The sequence below is a fragment of the Achromobacter sp. NCFB-sbj8-Ac1-l genome, from assembly GCF_052695805.1.
On sequence record NZ_CP199812.1, the window covers coordinates 3,566,403 to 3,587,805 of the forward strand.

Here is a 21,403-nt window from a genome sequence, read left to right on the forward strand (position 1 = left end):
CCAGTCATTCGACCAGCCACTCTTTCATCGATCAATGTGATGTTGTCATTTTTCGCATCGCGGGATTTCTACCCCGATTTTCGATGATTTCGCCCCGCAAACAGCCTTTTGTGCGGTCTTTGCCGTCATCAGGCTGTTTGCAGACGGACTGCTCCCAAGGTGCGCATACGCACGAGGTTGTAGGCGCTCATGGTCAGAGCAAACATCTGGTCTACCCGCTTGATGCCTCGCACCATCACCTGACGCATGCGGCCCACGCATTTGGCCCACCCAAAGCCTTGTTCGATAAGTTTTCGCTTCTGCTGCGAGAGGCCGTAGCCGATGCTTTGAGCAATCGCATCCGGGACCGCTGAGCGGCGTCCTGATTTATTTTGCGCCACATGCGGAACAACATTCATGCCCAGGCACGCCTGCGCAAACTCCTGGGCGTCGTAGCCTTTGTCCGCGCCCAATGTAATCTCACACGCATCTGACCCAAGCGCCTGCACTGCATCACCGGCCATGGCTTTGGCCGCTTCGCGTTCGGCGTATCCATCGGCACGGGTGACCATCGCGTTGGCGATCAGGCCGTGGCGATTGTCGGCAAGCGTGTGGCCCATGTAACGCAGTTCACTGGCGGTCTTGCCTTTGCGATACAGCCTGGCCTCAGGGTCGGTGCTCGATTCGTGCATGGCATTGCTCCGGCGCTCGCCTTTGAAGTCGCTGCCCGTACCGTCGCCGCCATCATCGTCATCTTTGCGCTTGAAACTCTTGTGTCCCGCCCACGCCTGAATCAGCGTGCCGTCGACGCTAAAGTGCTCGCCCGAGAGCCAGTTCTTTTGCTCGGCAATGTGCAGCACCTCGTTGAAGAACTCCACGACCGCATCATGTTCGATCAGGCGCTCTCGGTTCTTGCTGAACACCGTGGGCACCCACACCGCATCATCCATCGACAGCCCAATGAACCAGCGAAATAGCAGGTTGTACTGCACCTGCTCCATCAGTTGACGCTCGGAGCGAACACTGTAGAGCACCTGCAGCAGCATGGCGCGCATGAGCTTTTCTGGCGCGATGCTCGGCCTTCCACCTTTGATGCCCGCCACGTACATCTTGGAAAACAGACTGTCCATCCGCTTGAGCGACTTGTTGGCCATCTCGCGAATCTCGCGCAAGGGGTGATCCCCGGGAACGAAGTCCTCAAGCTTGCGTAAAGTGAACAGGCTCTCGGTGAAGGTGTCGGCGCCGCGCACAGGATCAAGGTCTGATATCGATGGCGATGGGGTCGATGTTACGCGTTTGGAGGAGGTATTTCAGCAGCCTGCTACTCGGCACATCCGCCGGGGAGGCTGTTTTACTTTAACCAAACAGCCTCCGCGAAAACCGGGGTGATTCACTCGCTCACCTGTGCTTCGGTGTACTAAAAACACGCTCACCATACCGCCCCGACTACTGCTAAACGCTTGACGGGCAAGACGGTATCTTAGTTTCACAGAGACTATTCCACCTGTGATTCAAGGGGCCACCTCTATCGCCCCAAACGATTTAGGCTCAAAGCCTTCAGGCCAAACCGTCCCCCCATTAAACACAGCCCCAGAAAATAAAGCGCTTTCTATTCTTTTAACATTAACATTGGCATTGCATAAATCCGCTCTTATGAAACTGGCGCCATAGACATCGGCGCCTTTTAAGTCTGACGAGGAAAGATTTGCGTCGGTAAAGTCTGCTCCAACCGCTATAGAATTTGAAAGATCCACGCCTCTCATTTGCACACCAACCAATACGGCATTCATAAGGGCAGTACCACGCATTACCACCCCATTCAATACAGAGTGCCTAAAAGATGCACTCCTCAAATTCGAATTTGCAAAGTTCGCCCCTGAAGCATCAAGACCATCAAAAATCGCACGATGAAGTTCCAGCCCACTTAATGTTGAATTAACTAGACTCTCCAATGGCAAGACAAGGATCTCGCCCGTCTCAAAGCAAATCGTTATCACCTATTCCCCCAATCACCCGTATCAATCTTTACATCTGATATAGACTTAGCCTGCCCCGCTCGGCTAGGTGACAATACTCCTGGAGTCACCCCTGGATTTCGCCCAAGTATCTTTGCGGCAATATAACGATGATTCCCATCAATAATTACGTTGCCATCCATCTTAATTGGGGGAGCCACATCACCCTCCAGAAGCCGATCAACATATCTCTGAACCGCGGGTAACGAAACAAAATCTTGAGCACTAATAGCAGAGTCACCTTTTAATGCTCTCTGAATGATCTCGGGAGTGACATCAGCCCCTTTTGAAACCAGAGCCGTTGCCTTTGCACCCGTTTCATTCGAAATTTCGTTCAGTATTATTGTTGGCCCTTGCTGCTCAGGCAAGGGCGTCGCGCTGCCTCCGTGATACTTGTTTGGATCAGCCTGAAGCCCCGGCGTACCAAGGTTGCCCCGATCCAACTCATACCCTGGCGTCCGCCCGGCCTGCTGCGAGTCTCCCGGGTATCCCGGCACACTCGTGTTGCCCCCAGGCGGTACGGCCGGCGTCACCAGCGGGCCTGTAGCCTCTTCTGGCACGCTGTCCGCCCCGAATAGCGCACTCCAAGCCCGAGCCAGCTGTAAAGCTATGTTCTCGGTGGGACTCAATTCGTATCCCGTACCCGAACCCGGCAACCGCGACCCACTATTCCCGGGCCGCGTTCCTCGCCCGCCCGCTCCTGCGATCGCACCTCCAGACGCAGCCATCCCGGCCCCCGGCAAGGCGAGTTGGTTGTTCTCCAACTCCAGCCGCACCGCATCATTGACCGCCGCTACCGCCTTGGGATCCAACACCGCAGTCATTCCGGCGAGCAGGCTGGTCACCAGGCTGATACGGGCTTCCCGCTCGATGGGATCGAGCTTGCTGGCGGGTTTGCCAAATGCTTGATCCATGAGCTGGCTGACGACGATGCCTGCCGAGGCGCCTGCCGCTCCGCCACCGCAACCGGTGCTTTTGGATGCGGCGCCCGCGCATCCCAACAGCGCGTGCAGGGCGATGTGTCCGGCCGAGCCTTCACCGCCCAGCAGCGGAGCGATCTCCTTGATCTTGGCCGCGCCCAGACCTTGCAGATAGTTCACGGCCGCGGCTTGCACGAACTCGCCTGCGCCGCCGGTCACGTTCCCGCTGGTTGCCAAGGTCACGGCTGTCAGCACTTGCCGGTAGGTGCCGCCGGGCGCCCACTGCTTAGCCTCTTCGTACTGAGCGCGTAGCTGCTCCTTACGGACGCCCTCCGGTTCGTTATCCAAAGCCTTCTTCAGCGCCTTGGCCTCCGCCGCCCGATTCGCCAGAAACGCCCCCGTCTCCTGCGCCAGGGTCTTGGTCACCTCGAACCCCGCCCGGATCTCCTTCTCGTCAAAGATCCGATCCAGCGCGTTGAGCGTGTCTTTGGTGTCCCGGTTCAACGCGGCAATCGCTTCCGCCGCGGTCTGGCCCGTCAGCGCCTTTTGCCCCGCCTCATCCCGAATGACGATGGTGCCGCCGCTGACGGCGCTTTTCGTGGTGGAGCTGGCCTCGCCACTGGCGCCCATCGCAATGGGCACGTTGGCGCTGAGGCCATCGAGGCTGGGCAGCATGGAACCCGGCGTGGCTTTGCTGCCGCCGGCGACGTTGCCCTGGTTGTCGGTGCCGATGGCGCTTTGATTACTGCTGCCAGCGCCTTTAGCGCCATCTTTGCCGCCGTCCTTGCCGCCGGCTGCGCCGCCGCCAAAGTTGAAGCCGCCGCCAAGCTGTATCGACTGACCTTCATAGCTGGCGCGGTTTTCGATGTCCCGGCTAGTCAAGGTCCCGGTGATCAGCACGTTCTTGCCATCAGCCACCGCCTTGTCGCTGCTGGCGATCACACCGCCGATCAACCCCGTGTTCTTGCCCACGTTCAGCTGGAAACCGCCATCGCCGGCCCACATACCCGTCTGCTCCGTGACGCTGGCGTATTGGCTGTTGATCTTGGTCTGGCCGTAGTTGCCGCTGACGCTGCTGGCGCCGTAGCAGATGGGCGGGATGCACAGGCTGACCTGTACGCCGCCGCTGCGGTCACGGGCGGCGTAGTTGCTGATGTCTTGCAAGCTCTCGATGACGAGGTTGCCGCCCACGGTGGCGACGATCTGCGCCGCGCGGGCCTGGGCGCCACGCAGCACGGCGTCGCCGCCGGAGTTCAGGGTCAACCGGTTGCCCGCCACCACGTGGGTGTTGTTCCAGCTGCTGTCCTGGCCGCTGCCCTTGTTGGTGCTGCCCCCTGCCCCGACGTTGATGGCAAAGCCATTCTGGCTGCCGCCCACCGTCAGGCCCACGCCGATGCTGGCGTTGCGGCTCTTGCCGTCGCTCTTCTGGCTGGACGTGTTTTGCTGGGCGGTGAGCAGGATGTCGCCCTGGGCGTTCAGCAACACGTTGCGGCCGGCGGTCAGGTTCGAGCCTCAGACCGTGATGTTGGACTGGGCGCCCTTGCCGGCCGCAACGATGATCAGGTCACGGTTTGCCGTGACGGCCGAGCCGCTGGCGATGCTGCTTTGGCCGATACGGGTCTGGCTAGCGCTGCTGGCGCCCAGGTCGACGTTGACGCCTCCGTCCGCGCGAGGTTCTTGAATCCTCTGTGACGGACTAGAAACCTCAATTCAGACAACCGGTTCCAGAGGCGCTCGCCGAAAACGTAGTCTGACACCGGGGTTCATGCCCAGACCGCGCCGCTTCTCGCACTTGCGTTGCTATAAGTCCGTAGCCTGTTAATAAATAAGAAATCCTTTTAAGAATTCGTGGAAAAACCTCAGAGTCCGACAAATTATTTATTATCACGCATTCTAAGCACATTTCCCGCACCGCAAAGCGGACATATCATTAGGCGTTCAAATTCAGAAGACCCCGTATTTCTCTGCACATCTTTAACCAAGAGCATTGCCATTTGACACACAGGACAGTCAACTTCTGCCGTAGGGTCTTTCGCAAGAATTATCCCTGCTTCAACCCAGCGCTTAACCATTTCTTTATTCATTTTTTAGCCTCATTAAGGTACTGAAAGGCTTTTTCTGCGAAATCATAAGCCGCCTGCGTCTCGTGACTGGCTAACGCAGCAGAAACACCTCCAGAAGATTGGGAAGTGCTTAATCTGTGCAACTCATGCAAGATTGTTTTCTGAAGTTCAGCTGGTGATTTGAAAGCCTCTCTACCAATAAGAAAGCCATTCTCACCAAACATCGTCATTCCTGAAGCTGGCAACCCGGGCTCATATTGGATAAGTCTTCCCCCAATATTAATTTCTATAGGCTTTCCGGCCACATGTGCAGCTTGAATCCTGGCCAGTTCGCTAGAGTTTAGTATCGCTTTGGCCTCATTGAGAACCCCAGACTCCACTTGATTGAACCCTGGAATCCCTTTTCCACCCGTAGGCTTTGGCGTGCCCCTCACTTTACCAACATCAAGCGCCTTCTCCGCATCCGCGAATGTATGCAACGCCTGGCCGCCTTTCTTCACAATACCGCCCAACACAGGCACGACGCCTATAGCAGCGAAAAACCGGTTTGCGTCCTCGCCGGTCGCCGTCTTGCCTGTGACCAACTCATACAACGCACTGGCGTTGGAGACCCCAGGAGCCAGATCCAACACCGCCTGCGCCAAGGTGTCCGCTTTCTCCTTTGTCAGGCTGGGATATTGGCCAAGGATTAGCGAAACGTCATACGCCGCAGCCATCCTGTCAGCACGATCGAACTCGGCCTGATAGCAAGGGCCATCGTTGCCACACTTCGCCTCCAACTTGTCATAGAGCTCGGCCTTGAAACGCGCAACCTTGCCCCGGTATCGGTAAGACGTGTTGTTCTCTGATTCGATCACCGCTGCGTTGACGGCAGGCGCGGCCACGGACGGATCGATGCCAGCGGAAATCCCGGCAACAATGCTCGTCAGCAGATTCATGCGTGCTTTGGCTTCATCCGGCGACAGGTCTTTCGTCTCTCGGCCGTCAACACTCTCCAAAAGCTTGTTCAGCACAACGCCGGAGAGCGCGCCCGCGGCCCCCGCACCACAAACGTTGTTTTGGGCCGCAGCACCAGCGCAACCCAACAGAGCGTGCAACGCGGCATGTCCGGCGGACCCTTCACCGCCTAATTGAGCGCTCAGTTCCTTGATTTTCGTGGCGCCCAGGGCCTGCAAATAGTTGACCGCCGCCGCCTGGATGAACTGCCCCGCACCGCCGACCACATTTCCACTGGCAGCCCCCAGGATTGCCGTACTCCATTGCAGCAGCGTTCCGGTCTGCCCCCAACGGCTTTCCATCTCCGCATAGTCGCGTACCGCCTGTATGCGTTCGCCGTACGGCAACGATGCGTCTTCTGAGCGCGCCTTCAGGGCCTCAAGCTCTGCCTTTCGATTGACCACATACTGGCCCACCTGCCTGGAGAGTTCGGCAGTCACCTCAAACCCCGCCCGGACCTCCTTCTCATCAAAGATCCGATCCAGCGCGTTGAGCGTGTCCTTGGTATCCCGGTTCAACGCGGCAATCGCTTCCGCCGCCGTCTGTCCCGTCAGCGCCTTTTGCCCCGCCTCGTCCCGAATGACGATGGTGCCGCCGCTGACGGCGCTTTTCGTGGTGGAGCTGGCCTCGCCACTGGCGCCCATCGCAATGGGCACGTTGGCGCTAATGCCGTCGAGACTGGGCAACGTGGAACCCGGCGTGGCTTTGCTGCCGCCGGCGACGTTGCCTTGGTTGTCGGTGCCGATCGCGCTCGGGGTGCTGCCGCTGCCACTGCCTTTAGCGCCATCTTTGCCGCCGGCCTTGCCGCCAGCTGCGCCACCGCCGAAGTTGAAGCCGCCGCCAAGCTGTACCGACTGCCCCTCATAACTAGCGCGGTTCTCGATGTCCCGGCTAGTCAAGGTCCCCGTGATCAGCACGTTCTTGCCGTCCGCCACCGCCTTGTCGCTGCTGGCAATGACCCCGCCAATCAACCCGGTGTTCTTGCCCACGTTCAGCTGGAAACCGCCATCGCCGGCCCACATACCCGTCTGCTCGGTGACGCTGGCGTATTGGCTGTTGATCTTGGTCTGGCCGTAGTTGCCGCTGACGCTGCTGGCGCCGTAGCAGATGGGCGGGATGCACAGGCTGACCTGTACGCCGCCGCTGCGGTCGCGGGCGACGTAGTTGCTGATGTCTTGCAGGCTCTCGATGACGAGGTTGCCGCCCACGGTGGCGACGATCTGCGCCGCGCGGGCCTGGGCGCCACGCAGCACGGTGTCGCTGCCGGAGTTCAGGGTCAACCGGTTGCCCGCCACCACGTGGGTGTTGTTCCAGCTGCTGTCCTGGCCGCTGCCCTTGTTGGTGCTGCCCCCTGCCCCGACGTTGCTGGCAAAGCCATTCTGGCTGCCGCCCACCGTCAGGCCCACGCCGATGCTGGCGCTGCTGGCGCCCAGGTCGACGTTGACGCCTCCGTCCGCGCGAGGTTCTTGAATCCTCAGTGACGGACTAGAAACCTCAATTCAGACAACCGTTTCCAGAGACGCTCGCCGAAAACGTAGTCTGACACCGGGGTTCATTCGGAGATGATCTCAGAGGCGTTTACCCAATGGGCTAGCGCAAAGGGCATCGCGATCCGCTATATCCAGCCGGGCAAGCCAAATCAGAACGCTTTCATTGAGCGCTTCAATCGAACTTATCGAACCGAGGTGCTCGACGCGCACCTGTTCGCCAACCTTGAGCAGGTCCAAGCGATTACCGATCAATGGCTGCTCGATTACAACCAGTACCGCCCGCACGAATCGCTGAGTGGCCTTCCGCCGGTGCAATTCATGCCCCGGCTAACCCTTGCTCCGATCGTCTATCAACCGATGTCTACTTGACAGGGGTGCTTACGCCCAGGTCGACGTTGACGCCTCCGTCCGTGCGAGGTTCTTGAATCCTCAGTGACGGACTAGAAACCTCAATTCAGACACCGTTTCCAGAGGCGCTCGCCGAAAACGAAGTCTGACACCGGGGTTCGTTATTTTTTTATTTCGCCATTTTATTTCTTTACTATATACCAAACAATTTCCTCTCAACGTGCTCGGTCAATTCATCTAAGTCATCATAAGCTATTGGCCCAAATAACGGATAATTTTTCGAAAAATAATCATATATTTCTACGGAACTATCATTTAGCTTTCTATCCATCAAAATTACTTCCTCCGGAGTAATAGACCAATTTACTCCGGGCATCGCAATCCTTTTATAAGATTCCATAGACCACCGCAGCTTCCCCTTATAGCTAGATAATGCGTCTTTCAATGCACTCACTGCGGAAATATTTTCATTAACGAATCTGAAAGATACATAGGGCGGAAAAATTGAATGATCCTGAACTTCAGCATGATCACGCACCCATACTTGCGGATATCTCTGCTTATAGGTCCGCCAGGCCAAAGGCTCCAGCTTATCAATGATGTTTAGCAAAGCACCTTCTCTGTCTTCGATTATTTTTAAATTCATTCCAGCCCCTTTAGCTTTGAAGAAATGTACACACCATCAGGGTTCATTCCTTTAATGTGCATTTCCCAATCCCCCTTCGGAATGGGAGAACTAGACAACCTTGGATCATAAACGTATCTACCATCAGTATAAATTTGGTGATACGTATAATTTTTTTGGACAATACTATTTTCGTAAACGTTTAGATTGCCAGGATTTTTGGGGCGCACTTCCAGAATTATCCCTTTACCGCCTGCGCTCTCTAGCAATTTTGCAGCTATGTCAGAGCAATCAACCTGTCCGCACCTATTGATCATTTCCCGAACTAGAGGGCTATTCATCGCATCAACCACCGTTGCCTCAGGCGGAAAGCTCGGATTGATAGGACGGAACGGCCTGTCCATCCCCGGTGGGATGAATTCAGCAGGGGGAGGAATAACCGTCGGTCGCGCGGGAGAAGCAAAAACCGTTTCATATTTTCCCGTAATGGGATTCTGCCTCGCTATGACTGTATTGCCATCAGCCAGCAGCACCTCCCCATTGCGCACCGTCCAAGACGCCCCATCCGCATAGGCCATCTTCGCAACCGTCATCTCCAACGAACCGCGCGCTGCACGCGTAGCGCTCAGTTTGATGAGGTTAACGAATGTATTCCGAATCCCTCCCAGAACGCCGCTTGACGCGATGTCGAACGCCAGCAGCGCCGCATCAACCTTGGGAGTCAATTCACTCTGCGTTTTGTACTGAGCCAGCAGGCCATCGAGTTCTTTAATTGACTTCGTCAGCTGGAACGCGCAAGCAGGCACCTGCCCACATGCCGATCCACTGCCAAGCATCGACTCCAACTGGTCCCGCGTTTCCTGCAACTCGCCGGGACCGAAGATACTCTTCATCTGATCCAATGCTGCCTGCGTACCCGCGGCGTGCGCGGCTTTGATCTGCTGCATCAAATCGTCTTGCTGCTTCGGATCCAACTTGTCGATCTGCGACAGCCGGCCGATGAGATCCTGATCGTGCGCCAGATTCAGCGTGTTGTTGTCCAGCTCAGCAATCGCCGCATTCGTGATCGTCGCGATACCATCTGCACCTGCAACTGCCGCTGCGCCGGCAATCAGCGACGCGACAAGATTGCGACGTGCCTCTTTCTCGGCGTTGGTATTCCCACTAGTGCTATCCAGCAATGCGTTCACGAGGATCGCAGCGGCGCCGCCCGTCGCTCCCGCGCCACAACTCTGGCCGCTCGCGGCTGCGCCTGCGCAACCCACGATCGCTTGCAATGCGGCATGTTCGGGTGAGCCATTTCGCACGAGGCCTTCGCTCACCCACTTACCGACCTGCGCTGCGCCTTGCTGTTGCAGATAGTTGACCAAAGCGTTTTGCGCGATGTCCGTCGCAGCGCCGGTCACATTGCTGCCGAGTCCAGCCAAAACGGCGTTGGCAAATTGGCGATAGGTCCCACCGGGTAGCCATTCTTTAGCAGCGTTAAACTGCCGTTCCAGGTCTGCGTATCTAGCCGGATCGTTCTCGGTGCGCATCGCTTCCTTCAGCGCGTCCGCCTGCGCCGCCCGATTCGCCAGAAACGCCCCCGTCTCCTGCGCCAAGGTCTTGGTCACCTCGAACCCCGCCCGGATCTCCTTCTCGTCAAAGATCCGATCCAGCGCGTTGAGCGTGTCCTTGGTGTCCCGGTTCAACGCGGCAATCGCTTCCGCCGCGGTCTGGCCCGTCAGCGCCTTTTGCCCCGCCTCATCCCGAATGACGATGGTGCCGCCGCTGATGCCGCTCTTTGTGGTGGAGCTGGCCTCGCCGCGGGCGCCCATCGCAATGGGCACGTTGGCGCTGAGGCCATCGAAGCTGGGCAGCGTGGAGCCCGGCGTGGCTTTGCTGCCGCCGGCGACGTTGCCTTGGTTGTCGGTGCCGATGGCGCTTTGATTACTGCTGCCAGCGCCTTTAGCGCCATCTTTGCCGCCGTCCTTGCCGCCCGAACCCCCGCCACCGAAGTTGAAGCCCCCTCCGAGTTGAATCGACTGACCTTCATAGCTGGCGCGGTTCTCGATGTCTCGACTGGTCAGGGTGCCGGTGATCAGCACGTTCTTGCCATCAGCCACCGCCTTGTCGCTGCTGGCGATCACACCGCCGATCAACCCCGTGTTCTTGCCCACGTTCAGCTGAAAACCACCGTCGCCCGCCCACAGGCCGGTCTGCTCCGTGACGCTGGCGTATTGGCTGTTGATCTTGGTCTGGCCGTAGTTGCCGCTGACGCTGCTGGCGCCGTAGCAGATGGGCGGGATGCACAGGCTGACCTGCACGCCGCCGCTGCGGTCGCGGGCGGCGTAGTTGCTGATGTCTTGCAGGCTCTCGATGACGAGGTTGCCGCCAACGGTGGCTACGATCTGCGCCGCGCTGGCCTGGGCGCCACGCAGCACGGTGTCGCCACCCGAACTGATGGTGAGCTTTTCCCCCGCCACCACATGGGTGTTGTTCCAGGAGCTGTCCTGGCCGTTGCCCTTGCTGGTGCTGCCGCCAGCTCCGACGTTGATGGCAAAGCCATTCTGGCTGCCGCCCACCGTCAGGCCCACGCCGATGCTGGCGTTGCGGCTCTTGCCGTCGCTCTTCTGGCTGGACGTGTTTTTCTGGGCGGTGAGCAGGATGTCGCCCTCCGCATTCAGTAACACGTTGCGGCCGGCGGTCAGGTTCGAGCCGGATACGGTGATGTTGGACTGCGCGCCGTTCCCCGTGGCGATGATGGCCAGGTCTCGGCCAGCCGAGGCGGCCGAACCGTTGGCGGTGCTGCTTTGTCCGCTGCGGGTCTGGCTGGAACTGCTGGCGCCCACGTCGACGTTGACGCTGATGCCCCCCATCTGCGCGGGATTCTTGGCCACGGCGTCGTAGAGGTTCTTGGCAGCCAAGCCAGCAGCCACCGCGGCGACCGCCTGGATTCTGCCGTTGTTGGTGTCCTGGGCCGCATGGCGCATGCGGTCGATGGTCTCCACCGCCTTGATCACCGGACTATTGACGCTGGTCGTGACCGCGATCTGGCTGCTCTTCTGGAAATCCCGGAAGGCCGAGGTGTCGAAGCTGCCTTCGATAGTGACGGCCTGACCGCCCAAGAGCACATCGCGGCTGGCACGGATATCGCTGCCGCGAATCAACAGGTCTTGCTTGGCGATGATGGACACGTCACCCTGGCGGCTGACGATGGTGCTGCCCGCGCCGCTGGTGCTGCGGCTGTTCTCGGCCAGCGTGCCGCTGGACTTGCGGATGCCGGTGGTTGCGCCGCCGACGTCGTCGCTCAGGTCGCCGACGCTTTTGCTGCGGTGGCTGCTGGTGTGGTCGCGCGTCGCCGTGCCGGTGTCGATGGCAATCGATCCCTTGCTGGCGGACAGCCCCACGTTCTTGACGGCGTCGATGGCCGACCCGGCAATGCGGATGTCTCCCTCGCGGCTGTTCAGATAGACGGTGTTGCCCGTGATCAGCGATGCCGTCTGCCAGGTGCCCGCGGCCGTTTCACCGGCAGTGGCGGTCTGGGCGCCGAAGGGGAACGTCTTGACGCCGCTGGCGTTGGGGCCGCCGTCGATGGCGCGGCCCATGTCGCCCAGGCTCATGCTGCCGACCGAGATGCTGGTGCTTTTGCTGTCGTTCTGGCTGGCTTCGCGGTACTGGTTCTGCGCACCTGCCACCATGATGTCGCGTTTCGCATCGAGCACCACGCCGCCTTGGGCGCGCAGGTTGGAACCGACCAGGGCAATGTCGCCGTCAATCGCGCGGCCGGACGCGTCCCTGGCGCCGCTGCCGGTGGCGCGGATGAGAATGTCGCCGGCCGCGCTCAGGTCCGAGCCGCTGCTGACCTGGCTGAACGTATCCCGCGAACCGCTGCTTTTGCTGCGGCTGAAGTTGAGCGTCACGCCCGGCGTGGTGGCACCGCTGTGGGCCAGTTCCTGGACCTTGGCCTTTGCCGAGCCGGCGTTGGACAGGTTCTTGAAGGTGTCCACCGGCGTGCCCACGAGCTTCACGCCAAAGCTGCTTTGCTTGTTGGAATAGTCGCTGTGGGTGTTTTCCGTATCGCGGCCGGTCAGGATGGCGACATTCTGCGCTTGAATGTCGATGTTGCCGGTCCTGCCGGTCACATCGCCCGCCGCCTTGCCGGCGACGATGTCGCTGCCGACGAGGCTGGCATTGCGGCCCGCGGTCAGGATGACGTTGCCGCCGGTCGTGCCGAGCAAGCTGCGCGCGTCGCTTTGCGTGGTGCCGTCCACGCGCTGGTTCGATTTGCTGTCGCTGCGGCCATACGAGATGCCCATGCCGCCCACCGAGAAGCCGCTTTTCTTTTCCCGGCGGTAGTGGTCTTCGGCGTAGGCGTTCACGCCGGCCTGCACGGCCAGGTCGCGTGCGGCGTCCAGCACGATGTCTTTGGAAGCCAGGACCTGCGCACCCGTCATGCGGATGTCGCGCCCGCCGCCAACCAGGACGCTTTCACCGGACAACTGCGTGCCTTGGGCGGTGCTGTAGGCGCTGCTGTCGATGGTGTGAGTCGAGCGGCTGGACAGGAAACCCTTGACCTTCTGGTAGTGCTCGTCACGCACCGAACCCGATGCCACGCCGGCCGTCAGGTTGACGTCGTGCCCGGCCAACAGGGTCAGGTTCTTGTCGGCGAACACCTGGGCAGCGCGCGCATTGACGTCTTGCGCGGCCACCAACTGCAAGCTGCCGCCCGCCGACAAGGACGTGCCCACTTCCTGGCTCAAGGACAGATCGGCCCGGTTCTTGCTTTTCCAGTGGACGGAGTCCGCATAAGACTGCGTCACAGTGGTCAGATTGATGTTCCTGCCTGCCTTGATCGCGGCGTCGGACGTTGCGCTGATCGCCGCGGCCGTGGCGTTCACATCGCGCCCGGCAAAGGCATCGAGCTTGCCCGCATCGATGCGTGACACGCCGTCGATGAAGGTCGTACGGGTGCGCGCGCCGCTGGCGCTGCTCGCGGTGGTGGTCAGGTTGATGTCGCGTAAGGCGGACAGGGTGACGCTGTCGCCCTTGAGCAATCCGGCGATGTTGTCGATATCCTGCCGGGCGTTCAGGTTGACGGCCTTGCCCTGAATCGTTCCTACGTTGTTGCGCAGGTTTTGTCCCGCGACCACCAGGGCGTTGCGCGCGCCCAGGGTGCCGCTGTTGGCGACATCGCCGCCCATGTCGATGTGGACACTGCCGCCTGCGATCAACGTGCCGTCGCCACGCAGGTCGCCGGGCCTGACTGCCAGGTACACCTGCGGTGCCCATACCTTTTGCTGGCTGCCGTCGGGCAGCGTGACGGTCTGCTCGACCAGCCAGACAATGTCGCCGGTCAGATGCCGCATCTGGTCTTCTGACAACGCGGTGCCGACGGTCAGGCCGAAGCGACCGGCGAAGTCGGCGCCCGCGGCGAGCAGGGCTTTGTATTGCGTTTCGTTGTCGGTGTAGTCACCCACGTAGCGCTGGCCCGTGGCCAGCATGACCTGCTCGGCCACCAGCTTCTGTTCGTAGAAGCCATCGCCCAGGCGCTTGAGGACATAGGTGCCATTGCGGTTCAGTTGGCGAAGCAGGAAATCACTGGACGTGACGGTGCGCGAGCCCAGGAACTGGCGGTCGGTTGCGATCAGGTACGGGGCGTCTGGCGCCTGCATGACGCGGTACAGCGCGCTGGTGGGAATGACGGGCGGCAATGTCACCACGGCGACCGCGAGATTGCCCGGCAGCGACACGCGCGTGACCGTCGCCGGCGGCAAGGCCGCGGCAATCGCGCTGGCGCCAGGCGCGACACCCCCTGGGGAAATACCGGTGTTCTGCTGCGTCACTCCCAGACCGGCATCGATTTTCTCCACCGAGACGGTGACGCCATAGGGCGAGCGGTCATAGCGACGCGAGTCCCGCTTTTCGTAGGTATAGACCATCGTGCCCGCGCGCTGGACAGTGCGAGAACCCTCTGCGCCCAGGTTGGTCAACGTGCCGCCTTCGGCATTCAGGGCCCCGCCCGCGATGATCTGGCTCTTGTCGTTCTGGACGTTGCCGACCAGCCGCGCATTGCCGCCCACGATGATCTTGCCCGGATCGCTCTGCGTGACACCGGTTTCGGTTGTGATCTGCGTGACTTCGTAGAAGGTGAAGTCCTTGATCATGCGGTTGTTGCGGAAGTCGGCGTTGAAGTCGCGGATCTTCTCGTTCAACGTGTCGTAGAGCTGCAGGTCGCGCTCGTAGGTGGCCTGTTGCTGGGCCAGGTCCGCAGGGCAGCGAAAGCCGCAGTCATCCGGCGACGGCGGCTTCCTGATCCCGGACGGGCGCTCGACCTCGAAGACCGACCAGATCTTGGCATCGGGTTTGTAGAAAAATTGGGCGGGATTGACACCGCAAGTCCCAGCGTCCCCTCCGCCGCACGACGGCTCTTCCGGGATATACGCCAGCCCGATCGGTGCGCTGACGCCGGCACGGCCTTGCTGGTCTTCCTGAATGCTGCTGTAGTCGAACGGCGGGCCGTACCGGCTTTCCGGATAGCGGGTCGACGGCAGCAACAGGCGCCGTTCGTCGTACTGACCCATCCATCTGGGGCTGCGTCCGCAAATGGATTTGACGGTGTTGCAGAACCACATGCCCTCGCCGTCGATGATCTCCGTGGAGCCGTTCAAGCGGTAGAACCATTTCTCTTCGCTCTTGGTTTGAACGATGCTGCTGGTGAAATGGGTGTTCAGATTCTGGATGCTGGCCGCCGCGATGTCGGCGTTGCGCTCGGCTTCGATGGTGGCCGATTCGTTGGATAGCAACGCCGCTTGGCCAGTGGCGTTGCCAGAGGCATCCAGGGCGCCGCCGATGCGCAAGTCTGCACCGGCGTAGATCAAGGCGTGTTCACGGTTGGCGAGCGTGCCGACGCCCAGGTCCAGGTCGCCACGCGACGCAATGACGGCATTGGGTTCGTTGATGAGCGTCGGCGTCTGGACGCCGATGCGGTCGCCGTAAATGCGGCCGGTGTTGGTCAGACTGCCAGCGGTGATGCGGGTGTAGCCGCCATCGATGAGGCCGGCATTGGCCAGCAAGCCGCTGATGACCAGGGTGTTGTTGCGCAGGGCGATCAGTTCGCCGGTGGCGCGGTTGGTCAGCGTGTTGGCGGTGATCGTCAGGTCCTGGCCGGCGTGGAGCTTGCCGTCGTTGTCCAGGTTGTCGGTGGTCAGTTCCAGGGAATTGCCGGCTGTCACCGCACCGCTGCTGTTGATCAGGTTATTCGCCGCGAGCTTGGCGTTGGCGTCGGATGAGACGTTGCCTGACGTGTTGTCGAGCGTGCCGGTGGCAACGCCCAGGTCTTGCCCCGCGCCGATGCGGCCGGATTGGTTGTCGATGGCGCTTGCAATGACCGTGACCTGCTTGCCCATCACACCCAAGGCGCTCGTCGACGTGGGCAAAGCGGCTGCTGCGGCAGGAGTCCCTGATAGGGTCGGCGTTCCTGCCTGGGCCCACGATTCCACGTTGGCCGACATTGCGGCCCCCGCACCCGCCAGACCATTGGCGAGCGTGTCGCGGTTGTTCAGGCTGCCGGCCTTCAGGGCCACGAGGTTGTCGGCCTGGATCAAGCCGGCGCGGTTGTCCAGCAGGCCTTGTGTATTGAGTGTCAGGTTGCCTGCGGCAATGAGGCCGCGGGTGTTGGACAGGGTTTGCGCGTTCAGCGTGGCCTGGCCTTGAGCGGCAACGGTGCCGCCGGTGTTGTCCAGGTTGCCGGTGGTGTTCACGTCCAGTGCGCCGCCGCTGACGACCTTGCCGTTCGTGTTGGACAGGCTGGCTGCCTTAACGTCGACCGAACCGCCATAGAGTCCACCGCCCTGGTTCTGCAAGGCACCGGTGTTGGCAACCGTAAGCTTGCCGTCCGCCTGCGCCACGCCGTTGCGGTTGTCCAGGCTGGCCGCCTGGATATCGGCCGTGCCGCCCAAGAGCTTGCCGCCCTGGTTGTTCAAGGCGCCGGCCGTTTCCACGCGCAGCGCGCCGTTGGCTTGGACGGAGCCTCCCTGATTGTTGATGCCGGCTGGACCGCGCAGCGCCACGCTGTCGCCCGAGACGACGCCGCCTGCGGCGTTGATGATGGATTGACCGGTGATGGCAACCGAGCCGGTGCCCGCCAGGGTGCCGGCGGAGTTGTCGACCGCGCCTGCGACGTTGACCGTCAACCCTGCCCCGCTGGTGAGCTTGCCGCCGGTGTTGTCCAGGCTGGACGCGCGCAGCAGCACCGAGCCGCCGTACACGGAACCGGCGCGATTGGTGATTGCCCCGTTGGCGTCGAGTGTCAACACCCCACCCGCGACGAACTTGCCGCCCGACAGGCCCAGCGCATCGGCCGTGACCGTAGCGTTGCCGCCGGCCATCAGCGTGCCGGCGTTCTGCAGGCTATTGACCTGTACGCTCAATGCACCCAAGGGGCTGATGGAAGCATCGGCCTGCAGGCCTGCGGTGAAGGCACCGCGGTTATCCAGTTGGCGCGCCACGACGCTGGCGTTGCCCGCCGAGGACATGGCGCCGGTGTTGACGACTGAACCCGGCGCATTGAGCGCCAGCGCGCCACCCGCCGTGACGGTGCCTTCGTTGACGATGTCGCGCCCGCCCTGCACCGACAGATCGGTGGCGGCCTGCATGCGGCCGGACGGCAGAATCTTGACGTCGCCATTGGCGCTGACGGTCAGCGTGCCGGTCAGCGCAGCCAAGTTGCCGCCGATGTTCACGCCGACACCCGCTTCCGTGCCGATGAGTCGAATGCTGTTGGCGTACATGCCGCCCAAGGCCGCCACATCGATGGACACACCCGTGGTGCCGCCCGCGCCAGTCAGGGCCGAGACGTCGATACCGTCGTAGCCCACCCGGGCGGGTCCCGCCACCACGTTCAAGCGGTCCGCCCAGACCTGGGCGTTCAGTTCCAGAGTGCGCGCCAGCAGGTCCAGTTGGCTCAAGTTGGCGCCGTACAGACCCGCGCCTTCGATCGCCAAGCGACCACTGGCAATGTCAAAGCCCAGCGAACCATCCGGCCCCACGACCGGCTTGCCGGTAGTCAGCGTGGCGCGATTGGCATTCAAGAACCCGCAGCCGTTGCAGGTGATGCCGGCCGGGTTGGCAACAATGACGTTCGCCCGATTGCCGGCCACTTCCAGCATGCCGCGCAGTTGCGAGGGGTTGGGCGCCGTGACCTGGTTCAGGATGGTGGTGGCACGCTGGTTGCCCAGCATGGGGTTGCCCGCCACCTGCCCCGCCACCTGCGTCTGGCTGGCCGCGCCGCTGTTGTTCAGCACCACGCCGGACGGGCCGACGTTGAACTGGGTGTAGTGGTTGTTGGACACCCCGCCGGCCGAAGGCGGTGCGATGTTGACCACCGGCACACCGTTGGCCACGCCCACCACGGGCTTCTGCCCGCCGACGCTCTGGTCTACCGAAATCGGCAAGGTCTGCGCCAGGACGGGCGTCCAGATCTGCGCAAAGACCAACAACCAGGCAATCGTGCGGCGTAACGTCGACATATCAGGCAAGACTCGGCAAAGGGGGTAAAACCACAACCGTTGCCACGACAGCCGACCTTCAGCCCGCCCAAACCCCGCGGACTATCGACAAAGCCAAAAGCACCGATCCGGAAATTGCCCGCTTACGCTACGCAATCCGAATCAGACAGAACATTGGAAGATTCTGATTTTTGGCCGACGCTGGCCCGTGATTGCAGAAGTCGGACGCAGTCCACTCATCCGTGAGTACGGAACGCCGCAGACCCAGTTTGTCCGTGACGGTGTAGATTGGCGTCATCGACCCGCCACGGTGCCCCCGCACGACAACGCCACGACCGACGCCCCATGGACTTGCTGATCACCGCCGCGGCACATGCGTTGGCTGCGGGCGACCCGCTGGGCGCCCTGGGCCGCGTGGCCTTGCGCGACGATGCGCCGGCCCTGGCGCTGCGCGGCATTGCATTGGCACAACTGGGCGACTTTGAGCGTGCCCGTTCGCTGGTGCGGCAGGCGGCGCGCAAGTTTGGCGCGCAGGCGCCCGTGGCGCGCGCCCGCTGCGTCGTGGCCGAGGCCGAGATTGCGCTGGCCTCGCGCGACCTGGCCTGGCCCACGCAATCCCTGGACGCGGCCCGACAGGTGTTGGAACGCCACGGCGATACGCGCAATGCGGCCTATGCCCAGTACCTGACCGGCCGGCGCCTGCTGTTGATCGGCCGCCTGGACCAGGCCGAGCAGACGCTGGCGACGCTGGACCCGGCCGCGTTCCCGCCAGCCTTGCGCACCGTGCATGAACTGGTGGTGGCCGGCATCGCCATGCGGCGGCTGCGCGCCGACGCGGCCCAGGCGGCCCTGGCCCGCGCCGCCCAGGCTGCGCAGGACGCGGGCATCCCCGCCTTGCAGGCCGAAGTGCGCGACGCCCAGCGTCTGCTGGATGCGCCGGCCGCGATATTGACGGCCGCCCCTGCCCCCCGCCCGCAGCGCCTGGCTGACGTCCAGGCGCTGCTCGCCTCGAACACATTGGTCATCGACGCCTGCCGCTACGCGCTGCACGGCGCGGGCCGCACGGTGGCGCTGGCCACCCGCCCCGTTCTCTTCACCCTGGCCCGGATACTGGCCGACGCCTGGCCCGCCGACGTGCCCCGCGACGTGCTGATCGAACAGGCCTTTCGCACCCGTCGCCCGGACGAAACCCACCGGGCCCGCCTGCGGGTCGAGATCGGCCGCCTGCGCGCCGCGCTGGGCCCCTTGGCGACACTGCACGCCACTCGCGGCGGGTTCGCGCTGACGCCGCCGCCGGGGCAGCGGGTTGCCGTCCTGACACCCCCCGTGCAGGACAAGCACGCTGCCGTGCTGGCGCTGTTGGGCGACGGCCAGGCCTGGTCCAGCTCGGCCCTGGCGCTGGCGCTGGATCTCAGCCAGCGCCATGTGCAGCGCGCGCTGGATGCCCTGGCCGATGCCGGCCGTGCCCAGTCGTTCGGCCGGGGCCGGGCGCGGCGCTGGATGACGCCGCCCTTGCCCGGTTTCGCGACCACATTGTTACTCCCGCTGCCGCCGCCGAATGCCTAGGATGGACACGTCAACCTCTTGAACAGGACATCGACATGAAATCCAAACCCGCAGACATCCTCCGTGAATACGGCCCCTTTCCTGGCGTCAGCCAGGTGCACGGCGTGTCCTACGACGGCAAGCGCGTGTGGATCGCCGTCGGCGAGAAACTGCACGCCCTGGACCCGGCCACCGGCGCCGTGGTGCAGTCCATCGACGTGGCGGCCCAGGCCGGCACGGCCTTTGATGGCCAACACCTGTACCAGATCGCCGGCGACGTCATCCAGAAGATCGACCCGGCCTCGGGCCGCATCCTGGGCACCATCCCCGCGCCACACGGCGAAGGCAACTCGGGCATGGCCTGGGCCGAGGGCATGCTCTGGGTCGGCCGCTACAAAGACCGCACGATCCTGCAGGTGGACCCGGCCACCGGCGCCATCCTGCGCACCATCGCCTCAGACCGCTACGTGACGGGCGTGACCTGGGTGGACGGCGGCCTGTGGCACGGCACCTGGGAAGACGACGCCAGCGAGTTAAGACACGTCGACCCGCAAAGCGGCGAGGTCCTGGAAAGCCTGGCGCTGCCGGCGGGCGTGGTCGTATCCGGACTGGAGTCGGACGGCGGCGACGTGTTCTATTGCGGCGGCGCGACCAGCGGCAAACTGCGGGCGGTGCGCAAGCCGCGCGCCCTGGCCTGAGCAGCCACCGCCGATACGGCGCGGCGCCTTTCTCTTATATAGAGAACGCGCCGCGGGCCGCCTGCCCGGCTGGCATAAATGGGGCACGACCCCGTCGGGCGCGGCGGCCGGCCCCCCCCCCGCCTGGCTGGGCAAGAATCCGTCAGATTCCCCCAGTACTGACAAATTGTTGCAGCGGCAACCGCAACCCCGCCTTCCACCCCCCAGAAGGCCCCCGCCAGCGTGTAAACTCCCCCCTTTTTGACTCTGGTGGTATGTTGCAAGCCCCACAGCGCACAGGTTTAAGCGGCCCGACGCTCATTCGCTTGCTGACTCGCCTGACGGATGTCGACGTTCCGGAATCCAGGCAGCCGCTGTCGGATCATCTGAGCCAATGGCTCGGCTGGACCGACGCGATTGCGCTGTCCGCCGCCCTGAATAACCGCCCGCCGGCCATCGCGCCCGGCGCGCGCCAGTTCAGCAGCCAGGAAGAGCGCGAATGTGAACGTGTCCGGACCACGCTGGCCGATGCCATCGCCAGCGATACCGCGGCCACGGCCGCCAAACGCGTGATCCCGGGGCAGATGCCGGCCAAGGCCGCCGCCGCCCTGCAAGCGGATGACGCCGATTACGCGAATTTCCGTCAGCGCTATCTGTCGTTGCAGCACACGATGGAAACCAGCATCGGTAACCTGCGCAGCCGCCTGCGCGGCATGGTCGCGGCCAAAACGCCCGAAATGACGCGGCTGGCGGTGGTGGATGCCATCATGGACCGCGCCCTGCTGCCGCGCGAACGCACCCTGCTGGGCGCGATTCCAAAGCTGTTGCAGGGGCATTTCGACCGGCTGCGGCTGGCCGAGAAAGCGGCGCTGGACGACGTCGCGGCGCAGGCCGAGGCGCTGGCCCTGGCGCAGGCCGAAGCCGAGGCGCAGGCGTTGGCCGACGCGGAGGCCGAGGCCAACGCCGAAGTCGAGGACAACGCGGAAGGCGACGCCAAGGCAGATGCCGAAGGCGCCCCCCAGGCCGACGCGCAAGCGGACGCCTCGCCGGCCGATGCCTCGCCGGCCGGTGCCGCGGCGGCGGGCGGCGACGCAAGACCCGCGGGGACGCCCCCGCAAGCCACCTTGACGGCGCCCACGCCGGGCGCCTGGCTGGAGACGTTCCGCAAAGACATGCGCAGCGTGCTGCTGGCCGAATTGGATGTTCGTTTACAACCGGTGGAAGGGCTGCTTGCGGCCCTTCGCGCCAGCTAACCGG

At 62.5% G+C, this 21,403-nt stretch carries 10 protein-coding genes and 1 pseudogene; 4 read left to right on the forward strand and 7 right to left on the reverse strand.

Annotated elements, in window-relative coordinates; genetic code table 11:
• Nucleotides 1-128: 128 nt before the first annotated feature.
• The 5 genes from ACUDP5_RS16385 to ACUDP5_RS16405 form a co-directional block, all read right to left on the reverse strand.
• Complete coding sequence (locus ACUDP5_RS16385) at nt 129-1,229, reverse strand: IS5 family transposase (RefSeq protein WP_445656600.1); 1,101 nt, start codon at nt 1,227-1,229, stop codon at nt 129-131.
• A gap of 261 nt (nt 1,230-1,490) precedes the next feature.
• Nucleotides 1,491-1,937, reverse strand: coding sequence for a pentapeptide repeat-containing protein (locus tag ACUDP5_RS16390; protein WP_445656601.1), 447 nt, complete (start codon nt 1,935-1,937; stop codon nt 1,491-1,493).
• Nucleotides 1,938-1,972: 35 nt separating this feature from the next.
• Nucleotides 1,973-4,399: a hemagglutinin repeat-containing protein gene (locus ACUDP5_RS16395; protein ID WP_445656602.1), complete on the reverse strand. Its 2,427-nt coding sequence runs from the start codon at nt 4,397-4,399 to the stop codon at nt 1,973-1,975.
• Between the two features lie 389 nt (nt 4,400-4,788).
• Nucleotides 4,789-4,998, reverse strand: a complete 210-nt coding sequence (locus ACUDP5_RS16400) for a hypothetical protein (RefSeq protein WP_445656603.1) — start codon at nt 4,996-4,998, stop codon at nt 4,789-4,791.
• On the reverse strand, nt 4,995-7,379 hold the full coding sequence (locus ACUDP5_RS16405; RefSeq protein ID WP_445656604.1) for a hemagglutinin repeat-containing protein: 2,385 nt from the start codon (nt 7,377-7,379) through the stop codon (nt 4,995-4,997). The genes ACUDP5_RS16400 and ACUDP5_RS16405 overlap by 4 nt, the downstream gene beginning before the upstream one ends.
• A 153-nt stretch (nt 7,380-7,532) precedes the next feature.
• On the opposite strand from ACUDP5_RS16405, the pseudogene ACUDP5_RS16410 reads away from it, so the two are divergent.
• Nucleotides 7,533-7,832 (forward strand): annotated as a pseudogene (locus ACUDP5_RS16410) (integrase core domain-containing protein); the annotation flags it as partial.
• A 172-nt stretch (nt 7,833-8,004) separates the two neighbouring features.
• Here ACUDP5_RS16410 and ACUDP5_RS16415 read toward each other — a convergent pair.
• Nucleotides 8,005-8,457 carry a hypothetical protein gene (locus ACUDP5_RS16415; RefSeq protein ID WP_445656605.1) on the reverse strand — a complete coding sequence of 151 codons (453 nt, stop codon included), beginning with the start codon at nt 8,455-8,457 and terminating at the stop codon, nt 8,005-8,007.
• Nucleotides 8,454-17,945, reverse strand: coding sequence for a hemagglutinin repeat-containing protein (locus tag ACUDP5_RS16420; RefSeq protein WP_445656606.1), 9,492 nt, complete (start codon nt 17,943-17,945; stop codon nt 8,454-8,456). The genes ACUDP5_RS16415 and ACUDP5_RS16420 overlap by 4 nt, the downstream gene beginning before the upstream one ends.
• Nucleotides 17,946-18,269: 324 nt before the next feature.
• Here ACUDP5_RS16420 and ACUDP5_RS16425 point away from each other — a divergent pair, with 324 nt between their 5' ends.
• From ACUDP5_RS16425 to ACUDP5_RS16435, 3 genes are all read left to right on the forward strand, one after another.
• Nucleotides 18,270-19,490, forward strand: coding sequence for a helix-turn-helix domain-containing protein (locus tag ACUDP5_RS16425; protein WP_445656607.1), 1,221 nt, complete (start codon nt 18,270-18,272; stop codon nt 19,488-19,490).
• 35 nt (nt 19,491-19,525) lie between these two features.
• Nucleotides 19,526-20,167: a Vgb family protein gene (locus ACUDP5_RS16430; protein ID WP_263915609.1), complete on the forward strand. Its 642-nt coding sequence runs from the start codon at nt 19,526-19,528 to the stop codon at nt 20,165-20,167.
• Nucleotides 20,168-20,421: 254 nt separating this feature from the next.
• Nucleotides 20,422-21,399 carry a DUF3348 domain-containing protein gene (locus ACUDP5_RS16435; RefSeq protein ID WP_445656608.1) on the forward strand — a complete coding sequence of 326 codons (978 nt, stop codon included), beginning with the start codon at nt 20,422-20,424 and terminating at the stop codon, nt 21,397-21,399.
• Nucleotides 21,400-21,403 lie beyond the last annotated feature (4 nt).